At 41.4% G+C, this 26941-nt stretch carries 22 protein-coding genes and 1 other RNA gene; 6 read left to right on the forward strand and 17 right to left on the reverse strand.

Annotated features, from left to right (window positions below; translation table 11 throughout):
* Complete coding sequence (locus JRG66_RS03950; protein ID WP_265164437.1) at positions 1-3021, reverse strand: tetratricopeptide repeat protein; 3021 nt, start codon at positions 3019-3021, stop codon at positions 1-3.
* A gap of 199 nt (positions 3022-3220) precedes the next feature.
* Here JRG66_RS03950 and JRG66_RS03955 point away from each other — a divergent pair, with 199 nt between their 5' ends.
* Positions 3221-3904 carry a cell division ATP-binding protein FtsE gene (locus JRG66_RS03955; RefSeq protein WP_265164438.1) on the forward strand — a complete coding sequence of 228 codons (684 nt, stop codon included), beginning with the start codon at positions 3221-3223 and terminating at the stop codon, positions 3902-3904.
* Positions 3905-4036: 132 nt separating this feature from the next.
* Here JRG66_RS03955 and JRG66_RS03960 read toward each other — a convergent pair whose 3' ends face one another.
* From JRG66_RS03960 to typA, 4 genes are all read right to left on the reverse strand, one after another.
* Complete coding sequence (locus JRG66_RS03960; RefSeq protein WP_265164439.1) at positions 4037-4327, reverse strand: type II toxin-antitoxin system RelE/ParE family toxin; 291 nt, start codon at positions 4325-4327, stop codon at positions 4037-4039.
* The gene (locus JRG66_RS03965; protein ID WP_265164440.1) at positions 4328-4564 is read right to left on the reverse strand and encodes a hypothetical protein; all 237 of its coding nucleotides are present in this window, start codon (positions 4562-4564) and stop codon (positions 4328-4330) included.
* 170 nt (positions 4565-4734) lie between these two features.
* Positions 4735-4968, reverse strand: coding sequence for a uroporphyrinogen decarboxylase (locus tag JRG66_RS03970; protein ID WP_265164441.1), 234 nt, complete (start codon positions 4966-4968; stop codon positions 4735-4737).
* 93 nt (positions 4969-5061) lie between these two features.
* Positions 5062-6861, reverse strand: a complete 1800-nt coding sequence (gene typA, locus JRG66_RS03975) for a translational GTPase TypA (RefSeq protein ID WP_265164443.1) — start codon at positions 6859-6861, stop codon at positions 5062-5064.
* 304 nt (positions 6862-7165) lie between these two features.
* Between typA and JRG66_RS03980 the strand changes: the two genes are divergently transcribed.
* Positions 7166-7762 carry a nuclear transport factor 2-like protein gene (locus tag JRG66_RS03980; protein WP_265164444.1) on the forward strand — a complete coding sequence of 199 codons (597 nt, stop codon included), beginning with the start codon at positions 7166-7168 and terminating at the stop codon, positions 7760-7762.
* Between the two features lie 57 nt (positions 7763-7819).
* Entirely contained in the window at positions 7820-8638 is an 819-nt protein-coding gene (kdsA, locus tag JRG66_RS03985; RefSeq protein WP_265164445.1) for a 3-deoxy-8-phosphooctulonate synthase, read from the forward strand.
* A 273-nt stretch (positions 8639-8911) separates the two neighbouring features.
* On the opposite strand, the gene JRG66_RS03990 is transcribed toward kdsA, so the two are convergent.
* A complete protein-coding gene (locus tag JRG66_RS03990) occupies positions 8912-11467 on the reverse strand; it encodes an adenosylcobalamin-dependent ribonucleoside-diphosphate reductase (RefSeq protein ID WP_265164446.1) in 2556 nt (851 codons plus the stop codon).
* A 309-nt stretch (positions 11468-11776) separates the two neighbouring features.
* Here JRG66_RS03990 and JRG66_RS03995 point away from each other — a divergent pair, with 309 nt between their 5' ends.
* Positions 11777-13156, forward strand: coding sequence for a mechanosensitive ion channel (locus JRG66_RS03995; RefSeq protein WP_265164447.1), 1380 nt, complete (start codon positions 11777-11779; stop codon positions 13154-13156).
* 119 nt (positions 13157-13275) lie between these two features.
* Here the strand turns inward: JRG66_RS03995 and JRG66_RS04000 are convergent, their stop codons facing one another.
* Positions 13276-14109 carry an endonuclease/exonuclease/phosphatase family protein gene (locus JRG66_RS04000; protein WP_265164448.1) on the reverse strand — a complete coding sequence of 278 codons (834 nt, stop codon included), beginning with the start codon at positions 14107-14109 and terminating at the stop codon, positions 13276-13278.
* Positions 14106-15323, reverse strand: coding sequence for an NAD(P)-dependent oxidoreductase (locus JRG66_RS04005; RefSeq protein WP_265164450.1), 1218 nt, complete (start codon positions 15321-15323; stop codon positions 14106-14108). Before JRG66_RS04005 ends, JRG66_RS04000 begins: the two co-directional genes overlap by 4 nt.
* A gap of 448 nt (positions 15324-15771) precedes the next feature.
* Between JRG66_RS04005 and ssrA the strand changes: the two genes are divergently transcribed.
* Positions 15772-16171: a transfer-messenger RNA gene (gene ssrA, locus JRG66_RS04010) on the forward strand.
* Positions 16172-16558: 387 nt separating this feature from the next.
* Here ssrA and JRG66_RS04015 read toward each other — a convergent pair.
* The 9 genes from JRG66_RS04015 to JRG66_RS04055 form a co-directional block, all read right to left on the reverse strand.
* Positions 16559-16807: a hypothetical protein gene (locus tag JRG66_RS04015; protein WP_265164452.1), complete on the reverse strand. Its 249-nt coding sequence runs from the start codon at positions 16805-16807 to the stop codon at positions 16559-16561.
* Complete coding sequence (locus JRG66_RS04020; protein ID WP_265164453.1) at positions 16800-17099, reverse strand: hypothetical protein; 300 nt, start codon at positions 17097-17099, stop codon at positions 16800-16802. The genes JRG66_RS04015 and JRG66_RS04020 overlap by 8 nt, the downstream gene beginning before the upstream one ends.
* Positions 17100-17113: 14 nt before the next feature.
* Positions 17114-18505 (reverse strand): DUF6965 family protein, encoded by a 1392-nt coding sequence (locus JRG66_RS04025; RefSeq protein ID WP_265164454.1) that lies wholly within the window; start codon positions 18503-18505, stop codon positions 17114-17116.
* Positions 18506-18608: 103 nt separating this feature from the next.
* A complete protein-coding gene (locus tag JRG66_RS04030) occupies positions 18609-20018 on the reverse strand; it encodes a DUF3987 domain-containing protein (protein ID WP_265164456.1) in 1410 nt (469 codons plus the stop codon).
* 2 nt (positions 20019-20020) lie between these two features.
* Entirely contained in the window at positions 20021-20314 is a 294-nt protein-coding gene (locus JRG66_RS04035; RefSeq protein WP_265164458.1) for a hypothetical protein, read from the reverse strand.
* Between the two features lie 4 nt (positions 20315-20318).
* Positions 20319-20600, reverse strand: a complete 282-nt coding sequence (locus tag JRG66_RS04040; protein ID WP_265164459.1) for a helix-turn-helix domain-containing protein — start codon at positions 20598-20600, stop codon at positions 20319-20321.
* Positions 20601-20690: 90 nt separating this feature from the next.
* Positions 20691-21722 carry a hypothetical protein gene (locus JRG66_RS04045; protein ID WP_265164460.1) on the reverse strand — a complete coding sequence of 344 codons (1032 nt, stop codon included), beginning with the start codon at positions 21720-21722 and terminating at the stop codon, positions 20691-20693.
* Between the two features lie 14 nt (positions 21723-21736).
* Positions 21737-22999 (reverse strand): site-specific integrase, encoded by a 1263-nt coding sequence (locus JRG66_RS04050; protein ID WP_265164461.1) that lies wholly within the window; start codon positions 22997-22999, stop codon positions 21737-21739.
* Positions 23000-23385: 386 nt separating this feature from the next.
* Positions 23386-24879: an aminotransferase-like domain-containing protein gene (locus JRG66_RS04055; RefSeq protein WP_265164462.1), complete on the reverse strand. Its 1494-nt coding sequence runs from the start codon at positions 24877-24879 to the stop codon at positions 23386-23388.
* 70 nt (positions 24880-24949) lie between these two features.
* Here JRG66_RS04055 and JRG66_RS04060 point away from each other — a divergent pair, with 70 nt between their 5' ends.
* The gene (locus tag JRG66_RS04060; RefSeq protein ID WP_265164463.1) at positions 24950-26842 is read left to right on the forward strand and encodes a TonB-dependent receptor plug domain-containing protein; all 1893 of its coding nucleotides are present in this window, start codon (positions 24950-24952) and stop codon (positions 26840-26842) included.
* Positions 26843-26941 lie beyond the last annotated feature (99 nt).

The raw sequence follows: 26941 nt of genomic DNA on the forward strand, positions 1-26941 counted from the left end.
TTAATTGTTGGTTTCTACAGAAGCATTTGTTTTAGCCTCCTCTGCTTTAATACGGGCAAGTTCCTGTCTGGCCTCTTTTACCACTTCGGGGAACTGCGCGAAATTGTTGATCACGTTATCCAGGATATAGGTTGCCTGGTAAGCATCACCCAGGGCGTAAAAGTTCCTGGCCATGAGCACCAGCCCCTTAGCCCCATATAATTTATAACCCGAATAATCTCTGGCCAGCCTTTGAACCACGTCATTAGAAGCCTGATAGTTTCCTGCTTTATTTTTAAAATAAGCATCATAATAGAGCGCTTCGGCAGCCAGTTCCCCGGTGGCCGATTTCTGTACCTCGGCATAAGCGCGTTTGGCACGATCCTCATTTCCTGTGCGCATGGCCGCACGGGCTATGATTACCTGCGCATCATTCTTTGCATCGGTCTCGGCATCAGGATTTGACAATACCTTTTCGGCATAGGCTACTGCTTCGCTGTAACTGCCTTCTTCCAGGTAAGACTTCATCAGGTTAGACTGGGCAAAAATGGTGTTTTGAGCAAAGGATGCCTCAGCCTCCAATCGCTTTAACAGCGGTATTGCTTCGGAATAATTCCTGTTCTCCAAATAGATTTCAGAAAGCCTTGCCAATGACTGCTCAAGATATTCTGAAGCCGATCTCTGAACCACGTACTTGTAATACGGAATACTCTTCTGCTTATTTCCTTCACGGAAATGTAGCTGCCCCAGGTAGAAATTCGCCTGCACGGCATGAATTCCGTTAGGGAAAGAATTGAGATATTTCTCAAGAGCTGTAATGGCTGCGGAAATATTATTGTTCTGATACTGCTTCTCAGCCGACTCAAAGGTGGTATTGTCAAGGTCTACATCGGTCACTTCAACAAAATCGAGGTCTTTCACCCAGTTGGCGTATTCATCGGTCCTGCCCATATCCACATAGATAAGACGCGCAGTACTTACCGCCTGAATTGCTTCAGGCGAATTAGGATAATTGGCCACCACTTTTTTCATTTTCTCCAAAGCCTGTGCCGACTGGTCATTGTTGTAATAGATCAAACCCTGCTTCAGTAAAGCCTGCGGAACAAAAGCACTCCCGGGAACATCCCTAATAAGCCTGTCATAAGCCTGCATTCCCTGGCTGGTATTCTGCATGGCAACATACGTATTCCCCAGCTCGTAAGCAGCATCGTCACGATAAGAGGAACGCGGATACTTCCGAAGAAACTCGTTCAACGCCTCCACTTTGGTCTCATTTCTCTGAACAAAACCGTAGCTGATGGCCTTTTGAAAAGCGGCGTAATCATTCTCGCTTCCGTTTAAAGCAATGGCCGAATTATAGGCCTCCATAGCCGGCCAGTAAGTGCTGTTTACAAAGTAGCTGTCTCCCAAACGCACAAAAGCGTCATTCCTTCTTGCCCTGTCATGGGCTGTATTGTTGGCGTAACGCTTAAAATATTCTATCGCACGATCGTAATCGCGTTGCTTAAAATAAGCATAACCAATATTATAATCTAAATTCTCCTTTTCTGAAGCTCCCTGCGCCCCGCTCATGCCCGCAAATTCGCGGTAACCTACAAGTGCATCCTGGAAGTTGCGAAGGTTGAAATCACTTTCGGCTTTCCAGAAAGTGGCCAGAGCAGTAAATCGCGGGTCGCGTCTTTCACTTAGAGCCAGGTCAAAATACTCTTCGGCTTCCCGGTAATTTCCTTCTTTGTATAATTCGAGTCCGCGGTAGAAAGCCACCTGCTGGTAGACCACGTTATTCTGGAAATTGCGATTCCCTTTAAGCAAGCGCATCGCTTCCTCGTAATTTTTTGAGGTAATGAAAGAATTGATAAGCAGTTCATTGATCTCATCTCTGGCCGGCGAATTAGGGTAGGCCTCCAGGTAATTCATCAAAACCTGCGGTGTGCTGGCATAGCTGTTTCCAATCTCATAGCTTAATTTGGCATAATTAAGGGCAGCGTCGGCTTTTATTTCGGCATTGAAATCCATCTCACTTGCATTTTTAAATGCATTGAGGGCCTGTTGTTTTTTATCGGTCTTTAAATAAGACTGGGCCAGATGATAGTAAGCATTTTGCGCAACGGCATTTTTCCCATCTATGATCTTGTTGAATTCGGAAATGGCAGATTCATAATCTCCCTGCTGAAAATAAGCGTAACCCAACTGATAGTAATCGGTATTATTCCACTTACCTCTTTCGCCCTGGTACTCCTTTAAATAAGGAATAGCTTTATCATACTGCCCCAGGTTGAAGTAGCTCTCCCCTATGATCTTATTGAGTTCAGACCTGTCGCGGCGGTCGGCGCGGGGCAATTGTTCCAGCCCAAGCTCAATGGCCTTTTCAAAATTCCCCTGCTTAAAATTCATATCGGCCTGAAAGTAAGACAGGTCTTCTTCATAGCGTTCGGTATCTTCCACCTCTTCAAAAAGGGCATTTGCCTGCTCATAATCATCACCTTCATAAGCCATGAAGCCCAGGTAATATTTTGCCTGACTTCCGTATTTCCTCGATTCTTTAACCCTGTTCAGGTAATCTCTGGCCTCATCATACTGGTTGGCCCTAAAATAGGCGTAGCCGTTATTGAAGTTAAATCGTTCTTTTTCGGCTTTGCTCAGGTTTCTCTGGTCTACAGTGTCGTACCACTTGCGGGCAAGAGAATATTTTCCTGTTTCAAAATAGTAATCGGCAACATCGAGGTAGGCAGCATTTGTTTTGGTGCTGGTAGGATATCGCTGCACAAAATCTTCCATGAGCGCATCGGCCCCAGGATGGTTCAGGCGAATCGCGGCATTGGCGATATAATAAGCGGCATTGGCTTTAACCCTTTCATCTTCCACTTCATCCTGTACTTCATCAAATAGGGTTTGTGCGGCAAGGTATTGCCCGTTGTTGTATAATTCCAGCGCACGGTTATAATCGGCCAGAGCATTTGTTTGAATGGCAGATTGTTGAGAAAAACCGGAAACTGAAAAGAAAACAAAAACAACAAAAAGGCAGATTTTGCAATGTTTCATTCGTAGAGTTTATTTTGTTGATGATTCAAAGATATAAGAAAGTCTAAGGTAATAACGCCTTTGAGCTAAGATAAATTATGCGTTATAGTTAAATGAAACCTAAAATTTAGTTGAAAAAAATTCAGCAGAAGAAAAGCAACTCAGGCTCTCATATTTACGTTCTCTTTCTTACTTTTACCTCTCTAAAATGTCAATTTTCATGTCAAATACTGTTCTGTATCTAAAAGACGCTGCCATCTATCAACGGGAGACCCTTATTCTTTCTGAAGTCAACATCGAGATTGAAAAAGGGGAATTTGTTTACCTTATTGGTAAGACCGGCACAGGAAAAAGTAGCTTCATGAAAACCCTGTATGGCGACCTGCCCCTTACCGAAGGGGAAGGAAACATTGTAGATTACGACCTGCGTACCCTGCGCGAAAAAGATATCCCCTTTCTCCGAAGAAAACTCGGAGTAGTGTTCCAGGATTTTAAGCTGCTGAATGACCGCAATGTGAATGACAATTTACTTTTTGTGCTCAAAGCTACTGGCTGGAAAGACAAAGCCGCCATGGATGCGAAAATTGAGGAAGTGCTCAAAAAGGTGGGAATGGGCACCAAAGGTTTTAAAAACCCCTACCAGTTATCGGGTGGGGAGCAGCAACGCATCGCCATTGCCCGTGCCCTCCTCAATGATCCCGAACTCATCCTGGCCGATGAGCCTACCGGAAACCTCGACCCACAAACTTCTGTGGAAGTCATGGAAGTACTGCAACAAATCTCCAAAAACGGGAAGACCATTCTCATGGCCACCCATGATTACGCCCTCCTGCTGAAGTACCCTTCAAAAACCCTGAAATGCGACGGACAAAAAGTATTCGAGGTGGTTCAAAAAACTGTATAATTCAAGGTTTAAGGTTTAAGATTTTTGAATAATACAACCTAAACCTGTTCATAATTGTTATGGCGTACGTAGAGCGACTGTAGTAATCCTTCTACTTTGAACCTTATGGTGCATTTTTAATTCACCTCGTTTTTATTTCCTCTTTTTTCTGGGATCCTGCCAGGTATTAAAAACAGAATATACAATTATCCTGTCCTCAATAATTTCGTAAACAACCAAAAATGGAAATCGTTTCAGGAAAGCTTCCCTATAGGGCTTTCTTTTCTGCGGAAAATGTTCAGGGTGAGAAGCAATTCTATTGAAATAAATATTTAAATGATCTAAAAATTCTTCCCCAAAGCCATATCGTTTTTCCTGATAGTACAGATAAACTTTCGCTATTTCAAGTGCTGCTTCTTCTTTTATTTCTAAATGAAACTCCATTTAGGAATTAGCTGACTTAATTTTTCGCTTTACTTCTTCCCAGGAAAGAGACTTACTTTCGCCTTTTAGATGCGCCTCTCTCCGTGAATCTAAAATTTGATAGTCACCCTCGTCAAGAATGGGCTCATTTGCTTCATTTTCATATGTTTCCGCTATAGCTTCAAGCATTTTTAGAAGCCTTACATCTGCTGTGTCAACATATTCTCTTACCTTATTTCTCAAATCTCCTGAAGTCATAGCTTATTATTTTATATTAAAGTTACCACTTTTGTTACTTACTTATTATAAATGCTTCAGATTATGATGATTTAACACCTTCCAAAAATGCCATTTTAAGAGGGAATATAAATTCGCACTTCTAAAATCGTACTTCGTAAGTCTAATTTCGCAAATCTACCTTCGTGCTTCTAACTTTCCTTCGGTTTAATAAAAAGATAATAGATGTTAATAAGAACAATAGCACCATTAGTTATAATAAGCGGCCAGGAATTCAGTAAAATTCCGTAGGCAACGAAGAACAAACATCCAAGGCTGTTGATGTACCTAAGGGTGGTTATATTTCTCATGAGGAAGGACAACAGCAGGAAGAAAGATGCCAGATACCCAACCCATTCAATATATGATATTCCTAATATTTCCATTTCTGAAGGAAGTTTAAGTTGAAAGTTTTTCAAAAAAAAGGGCTGTCAAAAATTGTTTTTTTGACAGCCCTTAAGATATAAATTTATTTCAGCTTAAACGATCTTATTCCTTTTTCGATCATTTTCGGTAAGGTAGATCTTTCTAAGGCGCAGGTGCTTTGGAGTTACCTCAACATATTCGTCTTTCTGGATATATTCCAAAGCCTCTTCCAGAGAGAATTTTATTGCCGGAACGATCTTCGCCTTATCATCGGCTCCCGAAGAGCGTACGTTTGAAAGCTTTTTAGTCTTGGTGATGTTCACTACCAGGTCATCCTGGCGAGAGTTCTCTCCAATTACCTGCCCTTCATAGATGTCTTCTCCCGGATCAACAAAGAACTTCCCTCTGTCCTGAAGTTTATCTATAGAGTAAGGAATGGCTTTCCCGGTTTCCATAGAAACCAACGAACCATTCTGTCTCTCGGGAATTCCTCCTTTTAGCGGCTGATATTCCTTGTAGCGGTGTGCCATAATGGCTTCTCCCGCCGTAGCAGTAAGTAACTGGTTTCTTAGCCCAATGATTCCACGGGAAGGGATCTGGAACTGGATGGTCATCCTTTCCCCTTTTCCTTCCATGCTCAACATTTCCCCTTTTCTCATGGTCACCATCTCTACTGCTTTTCCCGAAACTTCTTCAGGAAGATCTATGGTCAGCTCTTCAACTGGCTCGCATTTCACACCATCAATTTCTTTGATGATCACCTGCGGCTGCCCAATTTGAAGTTCGTAACCTTCGCGGCGCATGGTCTCGATAAGCACCGATAAGTGAAGAACACCACGGCCAAAAACCATGAATTTATCGGCACTATCGGTCTCCTCTACCCTAAGGGCAAGGTTCTTTTCAAGCTCCTTCATAAGGCGCTCCTTAATATGTCTTGAGGTCACAAACTTTCCGTCTTTTCCGAAGAAAGGGGAATCGTTAATGGTGAAGAGCATACTCATTGTTGGCTCATCAATAGCGATGGTTTTTAGCCCTTCAGGATTTTCAAAATCGGCTACAGTGTCACCAATTTCAAATCCTTCAAGACCTACCAAAGCACAAATATCTCCTGCCTGCACCTCTTCCACTTTTCTACGGCCAAGGCCTTCAAAAGTGTGCAATTCTTTAATCCTTGTCTTTTTGACGCTCCCATCCCTTTTTACCAAAGCAACAGGCATACCTTCTTTTAAAATTCCGCGTTGAAGACGGCCAATGGCGATCCTTCCGGTAAAGGAAGAAAAGTCAAGAGAAGTGATCAACATTTGCGGAGAACCGGCTTCTATTTTTGGAGACGGGACATGTTCAATAACCATATCCAAAAGCGGTTCAATGCTATCGGTTGGGTTCTTCCAGTCGTCGCTCATCCAGTTATTCTTGGCAGAGCCATACACTGAAGGAAAATCAAGCTGCCATTCTTCGGCACCCAGTTCAAACATGAGATCAAATACCTTTTCATGCACTTCTTCGGGCGTACAGTTTTCCTTATCAACTTTATTAATTACCACACATGGCTTTAAACCAAGGTCAATGGCTTTTTGAAGCACAAAACGGGTTTGCGGCATAGGGCCTTCAAAGGCATCAACCAAAAGCAGCACCCCATCGGCCATGTTCAATACCCTTTCAACCTCTCCCCCAAAGTCGGCGTGACCGGGAGTATCGATGATATTGATCTTTGTATCCTTGTAAACTACAGATACGTTTTTGGAAGTAATAGTGATGCCCCGCTCCCTTTCAAGGTCATTGTTGTCCAGGATAAGATCTCCGGTGTTTTCGTTTTCCCTGAAAAGTCTGCAGTGGTACATAATTTTGTCCACCAATGTAGTTTTTCCATGGTCAACGTGTGCGATGATCGCGATATTCTTGATAGCTGTCATATAAACGCCTGATTTTTAAAGGCTGCAAAGGTACGTTTATTTTTTCCATTTAAAACAGCAAGACTTTGAATAAAATTTTTATTTCAAATAAACATAAGTACCTGTAGTTAAGAATGATAGCATATAATTTAAACCTGAAAGGTGAATAAATGGTTCAAAAAAGCTTCAACAAATACCTGCAACCTGCCTTAAAACTGAGCTTTCTCATATTTTAAGAATCTGAAATTCCTTTTGCGCTTACAAATGCTTAAATTTAAGTAATTAATATTCAGTGTATTAAACAATTCAACTTAAAATAACAGCTATGAGAACGAACCTAAGAATGAAGAAGCGATTGCTGTTGTGCCTGTGCTTTCTTTTGGGAATTGCCAATGCACAGCTTAGCATGGGGCAGGTAGATGGCAGGCCAAGCCTTGACTTTCCAATGCAGGACGAGTTGATAAAGACGGCCAAAGAGACTGTGAAAGCCTATGAGACCGGGAACTGGGAAAACCTTCGGAAAAACACTACTGAAAATGCCATTTTTCACAACCTGGGCAGCTATGACAGCCTCACGCTCGACCAAACCATAAAGTACTGGAAAAAAGGCCGGGAATCGGCTACTCCTGTACTGGCTGAAGACGGGGTGTGGCTGGGAGTAGCTATTCCCGAAGGGGCCAGGAAAGGCAACTGGGTTTTGCACTGGGGCACCAACAGCCTTAGCTACCCAAATGGCGAAACCATTAGCTTTCCATATCATGTAGCACTCAAATTCGAGGAAAATAAGGTAGATGCGGCTCATTTCTACTATGACAACAACAGGATTATAAGGGCTCTGGGTTATGAAATCCAGCCGCCATTTGAGGAAGAAGAGAACGAAGATCCTTCCGCAGAAGCAGACGAAAATAAAAATGGGTCCTAAAAAAGGCATTTCGGCATAACGTTTCAAAAAAGGTATCTTTGCTTTAAAATTTTTTCTATGCAACTCGATAAGATACCTCTGATAAAGCACAGCGACTCCGGGAATTTTTTCCTGCTCGCCGGCCCCTGCGCCATTGAAGGAGAAGATATGGCTTTGCGTATTGCCGAAACTATTGTGGGCATTACCGATAAACTTCAAATCCCCTATATATTTAAAGGTTCCTTTAAAAAAGCCAATCGCAGCCGGATTGACAGCTTTACCGGAATTGGAGATGAAAAGGCCTTAAAAATTCTTCGGAAGGTTTCTGAAACTTTTGGCGTTCCCACAGTCACCGACATTCACGAGCGCGAAGATGCTACTTTGGCGGCAGAATATGTAGATGTACTTCAAATTCCCGCATTTTTGGTCCGCCAAACCGATTTGGTGGTGGCGGCCGCCGAGACAGGCAAAGTCGTGAACCTTAAGAAAGGCCAATTTATGAGCCCCGAAAGCATGAAACACGCGGTAAATAAAGTGGAGGATTGCAATAACGAACAGGTGATGGTGACCGACAGAGGAACCATGTTTGGCTACCAGGACATGATCGTGGATTTCCGCGGAATTCCTACCATGCGCCAGTTCGCACCAACTGTACTTGATGTAACGCATTCTTTGCAACAGCCCAACCAGAGCAGCGGTGTTACCGGCGGAAGGCCAGATATGATCGAAACCATTGCCCGCGCTGGAATTGCTACCGGAGCCGACGGAATTTTTATCGAAACCCACTTCGACCCTGCCAACGCAAAGAGTGACGGGGCAAATATGCTTGATATTCAGTATTTAGAGAGATTATTAAGCAACCTTACAGCGATTAGAAAGACTATAAATTCTTTTTAAGATTAACCTCGTCGCGGATTATAAATCCGCGCCATCTAAGAGATACTTTAGACCTCACAGGTTTCAAAAACCTGTGAGGTCTTTTATTTAACACCTCTTATTATTCTTTCGGTTTCCCGATTAAGAATTGGGCGATTTCAATTCTTTAGTACATGAAGTCGGCACCGATTAAAAATCCGCGCCATCGGGGGAGACCTTTGGATTTATAAAATAAAAACCCCGCTCCTTTATAGAAGCGGGGTTTTCCTATTTACCGGGGGACAAAATTAAATTTTAACCACACTTGGAGTAGCCACAGCTCTTACAAACCAGGCAGCCTTCAGAAAAAATAATTCCTTCAGGATCTCCACACTCGGCACATTCTTTATCGGCGGCAGGAGTGCCGTCGGGTACAAACTGCTTAAGGGCACGAACCACACCGGCTTTCCAGGTGTTGATGCTTTCATCGAGCAGGTTCAGGTTATTAATAAGATCTACCACATATGGGATTGGCATTCCGTGGCGAAGCACACCCGAGATAAGCTTCGCATAGTTCCAGTATTCTTCATTAAACGATCTTGACAATCCTTCAATAGTCACTTTATAACCATGCTTATCGCAGAACTGGAAGTCGTATCTTGAATTCCCGTCTTCATCCCTGTTCTTGATCACATAGCCTTTATCTACCCAGTTTGGCAGGTTGAAAACATCTTCCATTTTACCGGTGAAGATCTCGTAAGGACGATCATTCAGAATTCCGACAACGGCAAGCCATTTTTCACTTTCGTTATTGAAACGAATGATCCTGGATTCAAGTTTCTTCGGGCGTTTTGGTGCATAGGTTTCAGCAAATACATTTTGAACATCCGATTTTTTATCTTTTTTATCTTCCGAAGAGACTAAAATTCCGCTGCGGGAACCGTCGCGATAAACCGTAATTCCTTTAAGGCCTTTTCTCCATGATTCAATATAGATATCGCTCACTTTCTCCTGACTCACATCGGTAGGAAGGTTGATGGTCGAGCTGATGGAGTGCGTGGTGTATTTCTGAACCAGCGCCTGCATCTCCACACGCTTTTGCCAGTTAATTTCTGAAGCAGTGGCACCGGCATATGGGCTTTCCTCTATGGCTTCTTTTCCTGAAGCATCCATCCAGGTTTTCACTTTTGGATGGTAAACCGTAAATTCTTCAAAAGCATCTCCTGTATCATCAACAAAAGCAACTTTCGCCTTGTTTTCAGAAGCATTTACTTTTCTTCTTCTTTTGTAAGACAGCATGAAAACAGGTTCGATTCCCGAAGAAGTTTGCGCCAGCATACTCAAACTACCTGTTGGGGCCACGGTGCTAATGGAGATGTTCCTTCTTCCATGCTGCATCATACGGCTGTACTGCGCAGGGAATTCCCTCTTCATCATTTGTATGAAATCTGACTTTTCTTCAACTGCAGGATCGAATACTTTGAAGGGTTCTCTGGTGATCGCCATGTCAATACTACTGTCAAACTCTCCTTTTAGTTTTGTTTGCATGATCTCGTCAACCACTTCAAGGGCTTCATCGGTATCGAATTTTACGCCCAGGGCGGCAACAGCATCGGCAAGGGCGGTGAAGCCAAGGCCGGTACGCCTTCCGTTTTTGCCATTTTCGGCAAGTAACTTCCAGGTATCGATCTCATTCTTCTTGATAAAGTCTGGCTCTTCATCTTGGTTTATTTTCGCAAGGATTTTATCTACGGCCTCCAGCTCAAGGTCTACAAGATCATCCATCAAACGCTGGGTTTCATAGATCACTTTATAGAACTTCTCATGATTGAAAGAAGCATTTTCGGTAAATGGGTTGTCTACAAAATTGTAGAGGTTCACAGCGATCAATCGGCAGGAATCCCCTCCCTGCATAGCGATCTCTGAACATGGGTTTGTAGAGCTGTTTTTGAAGCCGGGATAAAAAGACGAGGTTGAATAAGTGTGCTGCTTATCCCAGAAGATCAATCCGGGTTCGGCGGTGTTGTGCGCACATTTTATAATGGTATCCCAAAGTTCTTTGGCCCTTACTTTTTTGGTGTATTTAGGATCTGGGCTGTCAATTGGCCAGCGCAGGGTAAAATCGGCATCATCGGTCACTGCTTTCATGAATTCATCTGAAAGCCTCAGAGAAATGTTTGCCCCGGTTACCTTTTTAAGATCCTGCTTAATGGTAATGAAATCTTCAACATCGGGGTGTGCCACATCAATGGTAAGCATCAAAGCTCCGCGACGGCCATTTTGCGCTACTTCCCTGGTGGTGTTAGAGAACCGTTCCATAAAGGAAACTGCCCCGGTAGTGGTTCCGGCTGCATTTGAAACCTGTGCATTCTTGGGGCGCAGGCCAGAAAGGTCAACTCCTACCCCACAACGCCTTTTGAATAATTGCACCAGTTGCTGGTCTGTGTGAAGAATTCCGCCGTAAGAATCATAGACCGGTGGCACCACAACACAGTTAGACAAAGATGCTATCATCTGGTCATTCCCAAGGGCCGCCATGACACTACCCTGCGGAATGCTGTATTTAAAATCTTTAAAAAGCTGAAAAATTCGCTCTTCACTCAGGAATTCCCTTGTCTTTCCATATTCCGAAAGATTTTCCTTTCCCGCTGCACGATCGGCATATTTTGCCTCCATTCGGGCAAATTCCCTCGCCATCCTCCTGTGCATATCATCGGGTGTCAATTCAAAAAATTTTCCTGTTTTGTCTTTTACTGCATACTTATTTATCCAGGTAGTGGCTGCAAGCTCGTCATTTTTAAAATATTTTAAACATGCTTGCAGTACCTCATCATAGGTATAAGTCTGGGTACTAAATAATTCTTCAACCATGGCCGTTTGTTTTTGTTTTAACTTGAAAGAGGAGTAAAGTTATTTTAATTCATCAGTTTTAAAAGAGGGCCGGCAGCTTTCTTATTAACTAAAGACTGTTGAAAAAATTTTTGAGATTTTTTCTGAAATCTGGCATTTCCTTTCAGCCCTTGCCACATCTAATTTTGTCCCATTTTCTTCTTCAGTTTTCACATAAAAAAATATTAACAATAAGACTAAAATTTATTTTAAACTCTTGTTAAGTAACTGTGGCATAAGCGCTTTTTGATCTACCTTCAAGTACTAACCATCTTAAAAAAAGAATAAATTATGGAAACACAATTAGAAAACATAGGAGACCGCATAGCCTATTTTCTGCCCAACTTACTGGGAGCGCTGCTGGTACTTCTCATTGGCTGGTTAATTGCAAAAGGCATCAAAGTAATGGTGGTAAAACTGCTTCGGAAAACCTCCTGGGATGAACGCATTTTTGGCGGGGATAATGTTGATGACACCAACGTATTTGTCGGCAATATCTTCTACTATTTAATAATGATCATCGTGCTGCTTATTGCCTTAGAAGTGTTAGGGATAAGTGAAGTGCTCGCCCCGCTGGAAAATATGCTCAACGAGTTCCTGCTGTTTATTCCCAACCTCATTGGCGCACTGCTCATTGGGTTTATTGGGTATGTGCTCGCAAAATTTGTTGCCAACCTTGTTCATATTGGCGGCGGACTCATTGACAGAATGGTTGACAAAACCGGATTTAAAGACACAGACCAGCTGGTGAATATCTTACGCAAACTGGTATTTATCATTATTTTCATTCCGTTTTTAATCCAGGCCTTCAACACCCTTCGCCTGGATGCCATTTCTGAACCCGCTAACGACATACTGTACGGCTTCACCGAGCTCATCGGCGAAATTGTCATTGCCGCAGTCATACTATTAGTATTTGTTTGGGGCGGAAGGTACCTGGCCAACTTCCTGGAAGACCTTTTTAAAAGCATGGGGCTTGATCGTACTGCCGAAAAAATCCAGATCCACAACATGATTGGCGCAGGCCAATCCCTTTCAAAGATCGTGGCAAACCTCATCTATTTCTTCCTGGTTTTCTTCGGAATTATTACAGCGGTTGAAATTCTGGGGCTTTCAAGGTTAACCGAAATCCTTCATCAAATCCTTGAAGTTACCGGCCAAATTTTATTCGGGCTCGTTATTCTTGCCATAGGAAATTACATCTCGCTGCTCATTTACAACACCATGACCCGCTCCAGCAAGAACCATTTTATTGCGGGCGTTGTTCGCTGGGCGTCTCTTGCCCTTTTCATTGCAATTGCCCTGCGAACCATGGGTATTGCCAATGAAATTGTAGAACTGGCCTTTGGGTTGATCCTTGGAGCCATTGCGGTTGCAGTTGCCTTAAGTTACGGGCTTGGTGGCCGGGAGGCCGCCGGTGAGCATTTTAGGGATATTATCCAGAAATTTAGGAGCGAAGCCGCCGATGCACGAGACCCTAACAATAATAATCCCGATGTTTCTGGCGCAGGAAAGAATTTTCCTCCCAAAGGCACCGGTGCCGGAAATGCCAGTACTCCAAAAACTTCTGGTGACACTTCAGCCAATCCTTCAAAACCCAACCCTCCAAGGAACCCCGATAAAAACGGGCCGGCAGGCGCAGGGCCAAATGATCCTGTCAACCCGACATAGAAAAGACAGTACCTGTCAAAAATGTCATTTTAGAAGCTTCTTCGGAATTTTCAGAAATGCTATTCACCTACAAAGAGGGCTTTAATGGAGCCCTCTTTGTTGTTTTGGGCTGGAAAAACTTATTTCAATTCCAGTTCAACCATCACCGGAAGGTGATCTGAAAAATAACGCAAATCCCGTGAATCGCTCAGCACGGCATACTTGTTCACCTGCACATCGCCACCGGTAAAAATGTAATCTATCCGAGTGGCGACAGGTTTATGAAATTCATAGGCATTAAAAGTACCTTGAGGCCCAAAAGTGTGTTTTGCATGCTTTTTTGAATCCCGGTAGTGAGAAGCCAGATATTTTACTTCTTCGGAATCTGGTTCCAGATTGAGGTCTCCCATTAAAACCACCGGAAGTTCCTCTGTATTTATTTCTGAAATTTTATTGTGGATCAACCGAACGCTCTGGCGCCTCGCCTCGTCCCCTACGTGATCAAAATGCGTATTAAAGACCCAGAATTCTTTTCCTGAATCCTTTACTTTGAACTTTCCGTAAGTGCAAACCCTGGGATATGCCGCATCCCAGCCTTTGCCGGGAGTTTCGGGCGTTGATGAAAGCCAGAAAGTTCCCTGTTCCAAAAGCTGAAGCGCTTCAGTTTTAAAAAAGAGGGCACTAAATTCCCCTTTTTGGCCACCATCGTCACGCCCCTTTCCGAAGAATTCGTATTCATCATCGAGCTCCTTTTTCAGAAATTCCAGCTGGCTTTGCAATGCCTCCTGCACCCCAAAAATATGCGGCTCGTAGAACCTGAGCTGGGCAGCCAGGTCTTCTTTTCTGTTTGACCAGCTGTTCTCCCCATCATTTTCGTTGGCATATTTAATATTATAGCTCATCACCTGGAGCTGTGCTTTTACCGGGATTGCTGCGAACAGCAGGATCATTAGGCTCATGGTATATTTTTTCATATTTCTGATTCTTCTCTTTTTACGTAATCTTTGAGATAACTAAACCGCGGAGTCAAACTGCCATTTTTGGTCATTTGTGCCCTTTGTAAAATTCCGTCTTTATCGCCATTAAAAAAAGCGGGCAGCACGTTTTCCAGGAACATCTGGCCAAAACCTTCACTGGCATCCCGTGGCAATTCACAGGGCAGGTTATCTACCGCCATGACCAGGATCGCATGCTCACTTCTGAAATCTACCTCTCTTTCTTCCTGCGCATCATAACCGTAAAAAGGTTCGGCAATTGTTGAAGGACGAATTGTACTGGCTACAGGGCCTGCAATATCGCATGAAATATCAGAAATGTATTTTATCCTGAAGTCGGGAGATTTTGCATCTTCAGCAGTAAAGAAAACGGGGGCACCCTCGCCGTAGAAATGGCCGGCGATGAAAAAATCGGCAGCCTTGGCAAACCTCCTGAAGTTGCCTTCATAAAGTTCGGGGTGATCGTAAAAATCCCTGTTGCTGCCCCTGCTGCCGTCTTTGCGTTTATTGTAATCGAGCACATCAACCTGGCAGTAAACCGGGTGGTCAAATTCGGTGTTCAGGAACTCATCAACCTCCACTTTCTGAATTTTAAGGTGATCGAGAATTTCCCTGGCTCCCTGGCTCACTTTCCCGCTTCCGGAAAGTACGATCTTAAGAGGCGGGATTGAAATTTTATCGAGCTCCTGCTGAATGGCATTCAGGTGGGGCAGGTTTTCAGCTTTAGGGAGTTCAAAAATGCCATTTTTGAGACCTATTCCGCGAAATCCGTTGTAGGCGCCCACAATTCCGGCATATCTTCCGAAGCCAATGAGTCGGCCGCCAGTTTCATTTATAATGACCTCGTGGTCGTAAAGTTCAATATTTTTTTTAAGGATCTCCCTGAGTAAATCTCGGTTGTAAGGCTGCTTTTTTATGGTATGGGAAAAGAAAAAGTACTTTTTACCGGCAATAAGATGAGGCAGCGGCACTTCTTTCACGCCGAGCATCACGTCACAACCGGAAATATCTTCTACCACTTCAAAACCTGCCTGCCTGTACTCCTCGTCGCTAAAGATCCTGATATCTGAACTTTCTATCTTAAAACTGGCATCGGGAAATTGCTTTACGGCTTCCCGGAGTTCTTCAGGAGAGAATACTACACGACGATCTGGGGGAGTTTTTCGCTCTTTTATAAGGGCAAATTTTATCATACTAGAACAGCTTTTTAAAGGGTTTGGATTTTCTCAAATATAAGAATTATAAAGGCTGTCAAAAATGCCATTTTTGAAAAGACTTTGAGATGGCTGTGCTCCAGGAATTAAAAACTTTGTTGTTTGTCGAAAGAGGCAAGATGGCTTCGCCTGCCTAACGGCAAACAGGCTGCAAGAACATGGAGTCAAAACTTTGCTCAGAAAACTGATTAACAGGGATTTAAAATCTTATTTTATAAATTGAGATCAAAATTTATTCAGCAACTGTATTAGTTGTGTATTCGCGGCCTTAGCTCCTGTTTTATTGAATGGACCACACTGAATCAAAAACCGGATTTGCTTGTAATGTCACAAATTTTCCTATTTTTGTTCCTCTTGTGCAAAACCTGTTTCAGAACTGGTTTTGGCATGAAAAGTGCAATAATATTGCAGAAGTTCTTTACATATTGGGGTCGACTTGGTTTTGACAGCGAGTCTAATTGAGTTGTAAGCACGTCGAGCGCTGGGAAATAGCTCGTAAATCTCATTTTTCATACTTTTTAAACGGCGAGAATAACTACGCCTTGGCTGCATAATCTGAATCATAGTAGGATATGCTTAGTCCCTACAAGGTAGGGAGCCGAGATGTCTCGCGGGAGCCTTGATTTACGGCGCCCGCACCAGAGGCACCGACAAAGTAAATATAGGAACTGCAGGGCCTTGATGCAGTTTTGAAGCTTAATTGAGGATACGTGTAAAGTTGGTGGTTTTCGGCCGGCTTTGCATCGACAACCAAGCGAAAACTAAGCGTGTAGAATGCAGCTGAATTGCTTGTTTGGACGAGGGTTCGAACCCCTCCGACTCCACTATTAAAAGCCGTATTTCCTTTATCAATAAGGGTTTACGGCTTTTTTGTTTTCTAATTTGTACGGTTTCTGTACGGTAACTGAAAATTAACTTCAGATCAGGTAAGGAAAATTTAATTTATCTTTGTTGGTGTTAGCATTTAGCCGTGCTAATAATTTGAACAGAAAAAGGGCGTTCCGTTGAGGTTCGCCCTTTTTTATGGTTTCGGAAAACTCGTCTTGCCAACTCCCTAACCCTCGTCCAAACAATAGAAAATTCCTTTTTAGCGTTCGAATAACAATAAATAAAATTCCTTTTTAGTGTTTGAGTAACAATAGGTTCTAACTTGTAACAGATACTCGAATATTACGCGCGTAAGACTTCCAAAAAACCTTGTACTAACCTTGTACTTATTCCTGTTCAAGTGGTTCAATAACGTTTAAATCAAGTCCTAAAAATAAAGGGCGTTCCTTAGTATGTTTAAAACGTTTCCAGTACTCCTTAAATTCCTGAATTAATACTTCAGGTGGTTTCGTTTCATCTGCAAAGAGAATTAACGCCCTGTACAATATTTCACAAATTTGGGTGCTGTTCAGGTTTTGGGTTTCCATTAATTGAATTAACTCTTCGCCTGTGGAAATTCTAAATTCTTTATTCATCTGCTTCAGGATTAATACCACTACCTAAATTGATAACGATAGGTTGAAAATCTTTTTCGCTTGCCTTTAGTTCCGTTGATCTTAAAGTAGGTAATACAAATTTTGCCAAATCTAAAAGGGCTTTAATACGTTGTTCAGGTGCTAACTGTTCCAGGTCTTCTTGTATCTTATCAAAATTAGCTTCTAACAAGTCTTTAAAACGCTCCCTTGTTTCTTCGGTTGTTCTGTTCTTTTTCCCGGCTCTTGTTGATCTTTTCCCGGCTTCTTTTGCTGTTTCACTTGTAAAACTCATAATGTTAGTTTGTGTTAGTTTAACGTGGTTCTTAATTGTTGTAATCGGTTCAGGTAAGGTAAAAACCTATTGTTCCCGTTGTGGCTTTTAACCGTTTGCAGGTGGCTTTTAAGGAATTGAGAAACGTTAGTTATTACCGTGCATTGATTAAGCCGTACTGGTTCGGGTGGTAACCTCATCTTTTCAAAATACCTTTCCAATTCTGAAATATCGGTTTGCCAGTCTTCAGGCTCTTTTTTTATGGTTTCCGAAAATTCAAAATCTTCTGTTTCCTTTTTAGGCTGTCTAATCTTTCTAACTTCGGTAACAGGTTCTTTAATTTCGGGTACTGGTTCGGGTGGTTTTTGTTTAGGTTTCCTTTTTCTAAAGTTCTGCCAGTCCTGCTTAATTAAATAGTCTGCAATATCGTTTCCCTCTTTTTTATCTGCTTCAGGTGCTAACTGTTCCAGTAGATCAGAAAAAATAAACCGCGTTCCCGGTAACCTGCTTTCTATTCCTGTGGCTTTCTGCTTCCATTCTTTAAAGGTTTGCCCGTCTTTTGATAAGTCAGGAAAGGTTAAAACTGTTCTGCCTTTTAATACCTTTAGTTTATCAAATTTGAAACTGCTCTTGTTGTAAACCGCTAACCAAATAAGGTCTTCAGGTTGTTCAGGAAATCCAAAATACAACGTACCGTAAAAAGCCGTTTTAGGGGCTTCTACTAACGCAACAGGGTTTAACGGGTACTTACTTAATAAATGTTCCCCAAATAGGCAGGAAACCTTTAATTCATTCTTATTATACGCCTGTAACCAGTTCGGCAAAGGTTCATTTCTTTTACTGTGGTGCTTATCAATAATAGAGTGTAAAAAGTCCGTTCCTGTGGTGTGGTTGCTTTTATTAAATTGTTTTACCTGTACGGCTCTAATATTGCCTTTAAGATCAATAAAAGGAAAGGTGACCGCGCCTTTTCTGTAACCTGCTTTAATAGTGCCTATCTTGTAAAGTTCAACGGCTTTAGTAACATCTGAAACCTCAAAAGGATAAGGAACGTTATTAAACAGGTTCTGAATAAAAACGTTCTGTTCGTACCTGTCAGGCTCTAACGTCTGTTTAAGTACCTCAACAGGAATAAAGGCAGGTTTAGACTTTAAAGGTTTTTTGATAGTCACTACGCGCGCGTATTGGTCGGGTTTCCAGTTCCCGTTAAACGTTCCCTGTTCCTGTTCTTTTATCATTTGAGAATAGCCGTTTTTATACGGGTTCAGGTGGTAACCGCATTTACTTTCACGGTCGCAACGTCCGTACTGGTTCGGCAAATATTCCCCTGTTTCGGTATCTACATAATGAACAAAACGTTTTTTATTACAAGCCGGGCAAAAGTCTTTTTTACTGCCTTTCTCTAAAGTGTATCGGTGCTGTTCCATTTTTTTAGAAATTACCTGTGGCATTTGGCACAAGCGGCATTTGTGGCATTAATAAACCTTAGTTTGTGCCGTTAGTGCCGTTAGTGCCTTGTGCCAATAGAGGTTAAAACCTTTTTTCGTATTCCCCTCTTTTGTAGTTGTTGAATAATTCCCGGTTTGCCAAAAGGCGTTTATACGTCCTTTCTGCTATTCCGAAATCATTTGCTAACTCTAACCCCTCGCTTGTGGTAAACTCTTCAGGTAAGGCGTTGTAAAGGTTCTTTTTGTCGCCCGGTAATTTATCTACGGGGCTTGTATTGGTTAAGATCGTGTGTACTTTTAAAGCCGAATTTTTAAAGTACTCAACAAGTTTTAACGCTCCCTTTACGGCTTCAACGGTAACCGCTTGTTTGTTACTTTCTCCACAAGCGTAACGCAATAATTCAAGGTTTAAAGCCAGTCGCAAGGCGTATTGTTCAAACTTTGCATAAATTCCGCTCAAGGCTTCATTATCTGCCTTATTGCTCAAGTCTGTTACTGTCTTTTGCCATTCAAATAATAATTGTTTGGCTTCAGGTGTAAACTTTAGAACGGTGGGTTTAGGGTTGAGGTTCTCATCTTGTTCAAGGTCTAAATCCAAAAGGTTATTTATAACAGCGTTCCAATTTTGAATTATTACTTCATCTAACTGGTTTTCGCTCCAATACTCCTTTTTAAGATCGTCAGGAATAACAAATAAAATCCTGTCAAGAAACCCGTTTTCGGTTCTGTCTTTTGCCAGTTCATTTAGTACGCCCGGTTGTATTGTTCCTGCAACAGAAATAAAGGGTTCAGGTATGTAAATAGGCTCGCTTGTTTTCCTGTTAATCCTTAAAGGTTTTCCGCTCCATACGCTTAACCAAAATTGCTCTTCGCTCCCTTTGTTGTATCGGTTGAAGTTTTTAAACCAGCTTGCTAACTCATCTGCATAAACTCCAATACCTCTTTTATTGAATTTATGAACGTCTGTAAGTGCTTCGGGTGTAAAATCAGTTATAAGGTGCTGTTCCCAAATAGGCTGTACTGGTTCGTCATAACCTTGCGCCTCCCTTTCCTTTTTGTTTAGACTGCTAACAAGATCGTATTCCTGCTTTAGTTCCTGGTAACCTTTAAAACGCTGTTTGTCGCGCTCTTCAATAGGCTTTAAAGCAAAGGTTAAAGGGTGGCTTTTATTTGTTCCTGCTCTTCCAACAATTGAAAGGTATAAAACGGCTGTTTGCTCAAATACTCCATTATGTATTTTGTGAGTGTTACCGACTGCAACAGAAACAGCGTAAAGCATTGACGCGCCAATAAAGTCAGTAGGATAATTTAAACTTCGGTTTGTTGCTGTTATTATTTCCTGTACTGGTTTAGGGAATACTTCAACCGGGAAAGGGTTTTTCTTTGCCTCCTTTTCCTTAGTTGTTACGCTCTTTAATTTCTCTACGTGGTCAATAATCTTTTTAGGCTCAAAGAGATCGTTAAACTCCGGGTTCAATTTTCTTGCTTCCATTCCTAAAAAAGTTTTAATTGGTTCGACTGTGGAAACAAGTTCGGGTTTGTAGTCAACTCCTGTACGTAAGGATAACCAGTAATAGAACAACGTCTAATTTTTCTAACAGCTATTTTGTTTGCCGTCTTTAATCGACTTACATAACGGCAAATACTTTCACGTCTAACGCCCGTTATTTGTTCTGCTTCAAACATTGTCATTGACTTAGCGTTTAAAGCCTCATAAACACGGGTAAATTGTGTATCTTTGCCTTGTCCGTCGCCAAAAGGATTAAGGCTATTAGTGTAACTGCTCATAGCCTTATTTTTTTAGTTCGGTTAAACTTCCTAAAATTTCGCTTCGCTTGTAGTACCTTTTCCCTGCAATGCTATAAGCTTTCACCTTGGACTTATTAGTCCAATGCCAAAGGGTTGTTTCGTGAATTTGCAGTAGGTTTGCGGCTTGTTCTCTTGTTAAAAGGTCATCTTGTGCCTCCTTGTTGTGAAGATCCTTTTTAAACGCCTCTAATTGCGTTTTTACGCCCTCTGTAATTAGTTCCGCTAATTGTTCCGGGCTTGTTTGTAGAAATTGAATTGTACTCATAAGATGTTATTTTGATTATCTGAAACCAAAATTGCATCTAATGATTTGGTACTCTTTGCGTTACTGGTATCGTTTCAGTAACATTTTATTTTAGGTTGTTTTAGTTAGTTGTTTTTTAAAGTCTTCAGCTACTTCAATATCGTATTTTTGGCAGTATTGGTAAATTTCCTTTAGCTTATCAGGTTGAGAATAAATATTTTTATTGTCCGTTACCTTTTCAGAATTTGCAAAAGTTCGAGCAAAGTAATTTCTGTAACTACTATCAAAACCTAATTTACGTGCTACTTCTGAATAATTCTTACAGTCTTTATAAATTTTTTGGGCTTTCCCAGTGGCAAAAGTTAATCCAATTTTAAACCAAATATTCTCTTCTACTGGTTTTGTTTCTTTTTCTACTTGTGGAAAATTGAAATTAATTTCCTCCTTTAAAATTGGTAACTGGTTCTTTAGATCAAAGTATTTTTTTAGTAGCTTATGTATGTTCCAAAATTCATTTATTGTACCTGCTTCTTTTTCTGCAAAAAAATAGATATTATTTAGGTCTTCTTTAGTTGCAGTAAACTTATTGTTCTTGTAAATATTGGAAATATCGTATTTATAAATTTTCCTAAAGTGGCTTTCTGTTTTTCTAATTTCCTCTGAAGTTGAATTAAATTTCTTCTTTAAATATTCCGCTCTACTTGTTGAAGTGTTTAAAGTAAATTCCTGAAGTTCTTGTTCTAACTCCTCTTTATAAGCCTTAATCTGTTCCTGCTTCCATTTGTACTCCTCTTTTTGAATAAATCTTTCATTACAAGATGTTCGAAACTCTATTTCTTCAAAACAATTTTTTACCCATTCAGGAACATCAATTTTAAAGGCTTCAAACTGTTCTTGCAAATAATCCTTTTCACTTAACCTGTGCAAAGTGCCTTGTGATCTTAGAAAACCTAAATGATAAATAAAAGCGTCTAAATCTGCTTTTTCATTCCTTTCTTGTATTGCTTTTAGTACCTCTGAATAATTATCATAAAAAGGATTTTTATAATTCTTATTCCTGAAGTTTTTACGCGCCTTTTTGTCTTCAATATTGTAAGCATCAACAATTAATAAAAGTGCTTCGCCTGGGCTTAAATTTGTCATTTTGAAAAAGGTGTTTATTCAAAGTAATTAAAGGCGTCAAGGGCTAAATCTTTGTTGCTCTTCTTAATGTAGTTGAGAAACATTTTTTCGCTCCCGTGTCCTGTAATGTTTATTAGATAAGTTGTAGGTACTTTGCCGTAAAAGTTAGTCGCAAATGAACGTCTGCCAATGTGAGAAGATACTAACTCCCATTTTTCAAAAGTGTCTAATACGTCCCGGTAGTCGTTTTTAGTTGGTTTAACGCCCTTTGGTGCTATTGAAACGCGCCTTTTGCCCTTAACCTCATCTTTTATCTTTGCCTCTTTACAAACTTCTTTAATGTAGTCGTTATACCGTTGATCGGAAATAGGGCGTGGAAACTTGCCGTTCCTTTTCTCTAAAATTTCCCGTACCTCCTTTACAACAGGAATAGACATTTCTTTTTTGGTCTTCTTTTGTCTAAACTCTAATAAGGGTTTGCCGTTTTCGGTTCTTATCATTTCAGGCTTAAACCTCATAAAATCAGAAACCCTTTGCCCGGTGTAACAGCTAATTAAAAGCCAGTCGCGCGCATTGTCTAAATAGTCCTGTTTTAGATCAGCTTTTTTAACCTTTTCCAGTTCCTCAAGGTTTAAGTAAATGTGGTTCGCCTCTTCGCGCTGTAAGGTTATGCCGTCAAGTTGGTGGTGTGTTTTTACTCCTAAATACCGGGCGTGGAAACAGATCGTTTTTATTAGTACAAATTCCCGGTGTTGTGTATTTTGAGAATAGGCATTTTTATTGCTAAAATCTACATACGCCTTTTTAAAGTCTTCATTTACTTCATTGATTAAAATAGGCTTTCCCAGTTCCTTTTGTAACCGTAACATCTTGTTTTTGGTAACCTTTACTTTTTTCCTGTTTGCTTCGGTTATCTCATTTTTACGGTGCTCTAAATAGTAATCAATGTAACTAACAAGATCAGTAGGAATTATCTTTTGTTGTGGTGGGTTGTAATAATGTTCTATTGTGGTTTTTAACCAGTCCTTATTAACCTTTCCCGGTTGAGTAGAATTAAAGGCTTTTAATATGTGGTTTTCTAACGCTGCTAACTTGTTGTTTACTTCAGTTTGCAGGTTCTTAACTTCAATATCTTTTAAACGCTGTTTGCTGTGGTGGTTGTTCCAGTAATCCCGTGTAACCTCCAATTTAGTTTTACCTCCAATAGCAAAATCTTTGTCATTGTGGCGAAATAGTAAACGTAAGTTTAAAGGTGCTTTTTCCCGTGTAGATCGGTAAAGAAAATTAACAGTAGCCATACTTGTAATAATTTGAACAATACAAATCTATTAAATTTGTACGGTAGTTGTACGGTAAACTGCAATTAATTTCAAAGGATTAAAAACTTTAATAAAAAGTTAATTACCTTTAAACCCTTATAAATACTGAATTTATAAATAACTTTACAGGAAATTAGGGCGTTTAGAAAAGTTGAGGTTTTGCGCTTTAGTGTTGCCTCCGACTCCACAATCAAATGCAGCTAAGCTGCCAATTAAAACGGGAAAAACCTGCCAGGCTTTTTAGCTTGAGCAGGTTTTTTTCGTTTAAAGACGCTTGTCCCTTCGGCACAGTATAGTTAGCTGCATTTGCAGGACTGGATTCATTGAGGGAAGGCGCAGGCAAATTTAAACTTCTAATTATTCCTTTATCCTTGCAGCGAAACCTCAGAAACCAATTCTCCATATGCTTCAGCAAGTAATCTTACAGCTTCTCCCATTTCATTTTTGCTGAGATGGCCAAATCCCAATCTTAAAGCAATAAGATTTTGGTTTTGATAAAGACATGTACCGGGAATCAGGAGTCCCTTTTTCCTTGCTTTTTTTTGAAGATGATTCAATGAAAATGATTGATTAAACTGAATCCAGAAAGCCAGGCCTGATAAAGGTACACTAAATGTAATTTCACTTTTAAAGTGAGTATGGAGTAATTGGGCAAAGAATTTTTTTCTTTCACTAATTACATTGTGAAATTTCCTTTGATACCGATGCACGTCCCCCTGATGAATAATATCTCCCAGTGTCTTTTCCATCAAGAAATTGGGCCTGCCAAAAATATTAAGGTACTTTTTTCCTTCTTCCAAAAAGTCTTTTGGGGCGATTAAAAAGTGCATTTGAAACCCGGGGGTGAGGAACCTTCCAAATGCTCCGATATAGATGACCCGATTTCCGCCGTCCTTTCTATAGAGTGATGCCGACCTATCTTTTGGGAGGGAAAATTCAAAGTCGTCATCATCTTCAATCACAATAAAGTTGTATTGTTCCGCTAATTGGAGCAAAGCTGCCTTTCGCTCTTCAGAAAGAGGAACTGTAGTGGGGTACTGGCAACGAGGGTTGAGGTAAACGGCCCTAATCTCACCGGCTTTAAAGTGTTCCCTGATAAAATCAACCCTCATCCCGTCTTTATCAACAGGAATCGTCCTTAGCTGTGCACCTGCCTGACCAAAAATCATATTTGGCAGAAAATAACTCAGGTTCTCCACCAAAACAATATCCCCGGTTTTTATAAGTAACTGCGATAAGATGGAAAAAACCTGCTCCCTTCCCGAAATGGGCAACAAAAATTTTCTGGAAAGATGAAATCCCCTGGTGATATTCAGGTAATAACTGAGCTGGTCTCTAAAAAACAGATTTCCTTCGGTTGCCTGCTGCAATACATTGAACCAATTGGCCCTTTTAAGGACCGAGGCGAAAAAACGAGCCAATTCTTGCCCTTTGATAATCCCATAATCGGGTGTTCCATCGGTGAAATAAAGATCTTCACGATGCTCCAAGAAGGGAGTATCCAGAATAAATTCTTTCCTGAAAGTAAAGGCAGCCTTTTCGGGGGGTGACTTAAAAGCTCCGGAGCCGGTGGCCGCTACCGAAGACAGCTCCGCATTTTTTACAAAAGTACCTATGTTGGGAATGCTATTTATCCATCCCTGCTCTTGCAGCTCCACCAGGGAAGCCATAATTGTTTTTCTGTGAACTTGCAGGTCTTCTGCGATTTTCCTGCTTCCGGGGAGTTGATCGCCATCTTCCAGAAGGTTTGTTTTAACCGCATTAATAAACTGATACACTATTTGCAAATAGACCGGATCTTTCTTACTGCGATCTATTTTGATAAATGAATGAAAAGCAATGTTAACCGGACTACTCATTATTTTTAAATCGGACTAGCAAAGTTACCCCTTAAACCTCAATCTTTGTACCCCAATTGAATATTATCAAATGAAAAATATAATTTTTACAGTGGGTCTCTTATGCAGCCTCCCCTTATTTGCACAACAACAGGAGACATCTCCTGAACACGACAATGAGGGAAACCCACAAAATGAGCTAAAGGAAGTAGTGATTCACGGGAACAGGATCAGGATTCCTTTCAGCCAGGCGGCACGGGATATACAGGTGGTCACCCAGGAACAAATTAAAATGCTCCCGGCCAAATCTATCAATGAAGTTTTGTCTTACATAAGCGGAGTTGACGTAAGACAGCGGGGACCTTTCGGCACTCAGACCGATATTTCTATTGACGGCGGCACTTCCGAACAAACCATTGTGCTTATTAATGGCGTAAAAATGATTGATGCGCAAACTGCCCACAACATGATGAATATCCCCATTCCGCTAAGTGCAATAGATCACATTGAGGTGCTTAGAGGTGCGGCAGCAAGGGTTTTCGGGATTAATGCCCTTACGGGAGCCATTAATATTGTCACCAAAAAAGAACGCCATTCCTCTATTACAGCCATTGCGCAGGCAGGAAGCTCTTTTAAACAAAAAGAAGAGGGCGACGGATCGGGTATTTACGCTGGGGGGCGGGCAGAAGTTACCGCTAACTTCGGAAATGAAAATCAAAGCCACCTTTTATCCCTGGCCCAGACCAACTACAACGGGCAACGTTACAATTCGGCCTCGAAAAACACCCGGATTTTCTACAATGGAGAAATAGACCTTGATCCCAACAACAAACTGCAGGCTATGGCGGGATATGCAGACAGCCGTTTTGGCGCCAATGGCTTTTACGCCGCACCCGGCGACAGTAATTCGGAAGAGCTTGTAACATCTTCTATTTTCAGCCTTTCATCAAGGCACCAGTGGGGCGACTTTATGATCTCACCCCGAATAAGTAACCGCTACGGTGAAGATGATTACAGGTACTTTAAAGATGATTTGAGCAGAGGCCGCTCCATACATTACACCAATGCCCTCATGCTCGAACTTAACAGCAGCCTCCAAACCAATATAGGAACTTTTGGTTTTGGCTGGGAATCGCGCCTGGAAACCATTAATAGTTCAAATATCGGGGAACATAAACGCGATAACCACGGCTTTTATACCGAATTAAGGAGCCAGCTGGGCGAAAAATTAACCGGATCGGCTGGAGTTTACGCCAACTACAATACGGTTTTTGGCTGGCAGGTATACCCCGGAATAGACCTGGCTTATGAAATCAATGGTCGTTGGACGCTCTCTACCAGCATAGGGTCTGGTCAAAGAATCCCTTCCTTCACAGATCTATACCTCGATCAACGTCCGGGAAATATTGGAAATGAATTGCTGCAGCCCGAAGATGCCTGGAACTACGAAGGGAACATCTCTTACCAGAAGAATGCGCTCAACCTGCAAGTGGGATATTTTTACCGCGAAATAACCGATTTCATAGACTGGGTAAGAGAAAATGCGTCAGAGCCTTATTCCCCAATTAACTTTGGCGATAACACCACCCAGGGCATATACGCCAGGATTCAGCAGAATGTTTACTTGAAAAACAACCAGTCTCTGGGGTACCGCCTTAGTTATAACCATTTAGACCCCACCATCAAAAGTTCTGATGTGATCCAATCCAAATATGTACTGGAGTCCCTAAAACATCAATTTATTGCAGGAATTTCCTACCAAATTGACAAGCTGTCGCTTCAGGTAGAAAACCGATGGCTACAGCGGGAACTCGCCGATGCCTATAATATTACCGATTTACAGGTGAATTACAACTGGCAAAACTTTCTTGTGTTCACAGAGGTAACCAACATTTTTGATGCTGAATATACCGAAGCAGGCGCTGTGCCCATGCCTACACGTTGGTTCAGTTTAGGATTAAGGTACGAGTGGGATAAATTTTAAGGTTCAGGGGCACAATAATATTGATTGTATTCAGGGCATTGCACCTGCCCCTTGAAATATTAAAACGGAATCGGGAAAGTCACTGTGATGATTTTCCCG

This window comes from Salinimicrobium tongyeongense, from assembly GCF_026109735.1.
Taxonomy (GTDB): domain Bacteria; phylum Bacteroidota; class Bacteroidia; order Flavobacteriales; family Flavobacteriaceae; genus Salinimicrobium; species Salinimicrobium tongyeongense.